Consider the following 2,316-nt stretch of genomic DNA (forward strand, 5'->3'; position numbering starts at 1 on the left):
AAACTTCATATCCGTATACGAATTAGCCTCATTAACTCCATCTTTTACAATATGAGAAACTTTCTCATCCGTATACTTATTGGCATCCTCAAGAACCGTCTTCATCTGCTGTTCTGTGTAATCATGTAACTGACCCCCATTAACAGCTTCATGCGAGCCCGTTTCAATCTTTCCATCCGCTACATTGTCTATCAAAACTGGATCACTCTCATTCCCACCTACCAACGTAACCTTATTCGTCTTTTTACCATCACCATCTTTGTCATATTTAACCGCTCCATCCATAACCGTTGTTGTAATATCTTTTACATGTTGATCAATCGTATCTACTTTCTTTTCAACCTCTTTCACTTTCTCATTCGTCTCCCATAGCTGACCTCCATTCACAACTTCTTGTGAATTCTCTTCAACTTTACCAGCTAAGACATTCTTAATCTTGCTCGACTTGTCATCATGCTTCGCGTCGTACGCTCCTTCAGTTTCATTCCAATTTAAACCATTGGACGCCACATTCTTCTCAACATCATGAATACGATTGTTGATATTAGTCATACCTATATTCACACCATCAAACGCAGCCGCAACATTATCATAGCTCGTCTTCTCATCTGAACTACCGTCGCTCTTAAATTGTGCAACCTTGAATTCCGGTGCACTCCATTTCCCATCCTTATAGCCGGCTCCTCCTCCTAAATAGGCCGCTAAGACATTACTCATAGAATAAAGTTGTGAACCATTAACCGCATCCGTGGATGTTTCTGAAATCGTTCCACCACGCACTCCAGAAAGAGTCCGTTCCGCTCCATCAATGTTGGAAAGGGTAATGCTTGTGCCACTTTTTTCGCCTCCAATGCTAATAACATGCGTCTTGTCATCTTGTTTAACTAAGCTATCACTAACAACATTGTTAATTTCTTTGTGAATATTCGTGAAAGATGTCCCTACTCCTGCTAATGCATCCGCAACATTATCATAGCTCTTCTCTTCAGAACTACCTTCAGAGTTGACAGTTTGTAGCTTGAAACTTGGAGCACTCCACTCGCCCTTGTCATTATAGCCAGCACCTCCACCAAAATACTCCGCAAACATCTTATTCATGGAATAAAGCTGTGAGCCATTAACCGCATCACTTGAGTCTACAGTAATGTCTCCATTCGCAAGATACTTAATCTTGCTATTGGTTTTACTATTTTCTTCTCCATGCAAGGCTACAAAGGCTCCCTCTTTCTCACCCCACATCAACGCATTCTGCTTAATGTTTTCAGTAACCGTCGTATTGCTTTGTGTAATCTCTTTATGAATGTTCTTGAAAGAAGTACCTACACCCTCAAAGGCTTCCGCAACACTTGCATAGCTCTGCTCTTCAACATCACTACCATCTTCCTTAACGGTCTTAACCTTGAAACTTGGATCTGTCCACTCTCCACTCTCATACTTGGCACCTCCGCCCAAATATTTCGCTGTATGCTCAGCAACTGTAGTAACATTTTTATTGGTGGTAAAAAGCTGTGAGCCATTAACCGCATCTGTCGAGGTTCCTGAGAGTTCACCAGAACTCACACCGGCGATTGTCCGTTCTTTACCGTCTTTGTTGAAAATACTTAGTTTAGTGCCGCCTGTTTCCTTAGCAATGGTGATAGCACCCGATCCCCCCGCACGGAGACTACGCGCTAAAGTTATCTCTTCTTCTTGCTTAACAAGGATACTATCTCTTACATCGACAATCTCTTCATTCAAAGTGTTGAAAGTACTGTTAACACCTTCAAAAGCATCAGCAACATTATGATAAGTCTTCTCGTCACCTTCTGTGCCATCAGCATCAAATTGCGCAACTTTGAAATCAGGTTTTGTCCATTTGCTGTCCTCATACTTGGCATTACCACCAAAATATTCCGCAAGGGCTGTGTTCGTAGAATGGAGCTGTGAGCCATTAACCGCATCCGTTGACTTTTTTGAGAGCTCACCATCCTTAAGAGACGTGATCTTGCTGTTGCCTTTTTTCTCTCCTTCTCCATGCGTCGCTACAAAGGCATCATCATCCTTGCTCCACGTCAACGAATCCTGTGCAACACCTTGTGTCACATCCTTGATCCGCTGATTCACATTCTTGATACTCGTATCAATGCCTTCAAAAGCTGTACCAACATCTTTAAATTCAGCTTCTTCTTCCTTACCGTCTTCAGAAATCTTAGATAATTTATAGGTGGGTCCCGTGAAAGCACCATTTGTAAAAGCTGTACCACCACCTAAAAACTTCGCAACATCTCCAGAGAGGGTATGAATTTGTCCACCATTAATGGCATCACGTGAATCCTT

The 2,316-nt window shown here is 42.1% G+C and carries 1 pseudogene; it reads right to left on the reverse strand.

The window, feature by feature from the left end:
• A pseudogene (locus ACFIKE_RS09655) lies at nucleotides 1-2,316 on the reverse strand (hypothetical protein); the annotation flags it as partial.

Origin of the sequence: Bartonella sp. MU70NMGDW, assembly GCF_042194085.1 — a bacterium.
Classification (GTDB): Bacteria; Pseudomonadota; Alphaproteobacteria; order Rhizobiales; family Rhizobiaceae; genus Bartonella; species Bartonella grahamii.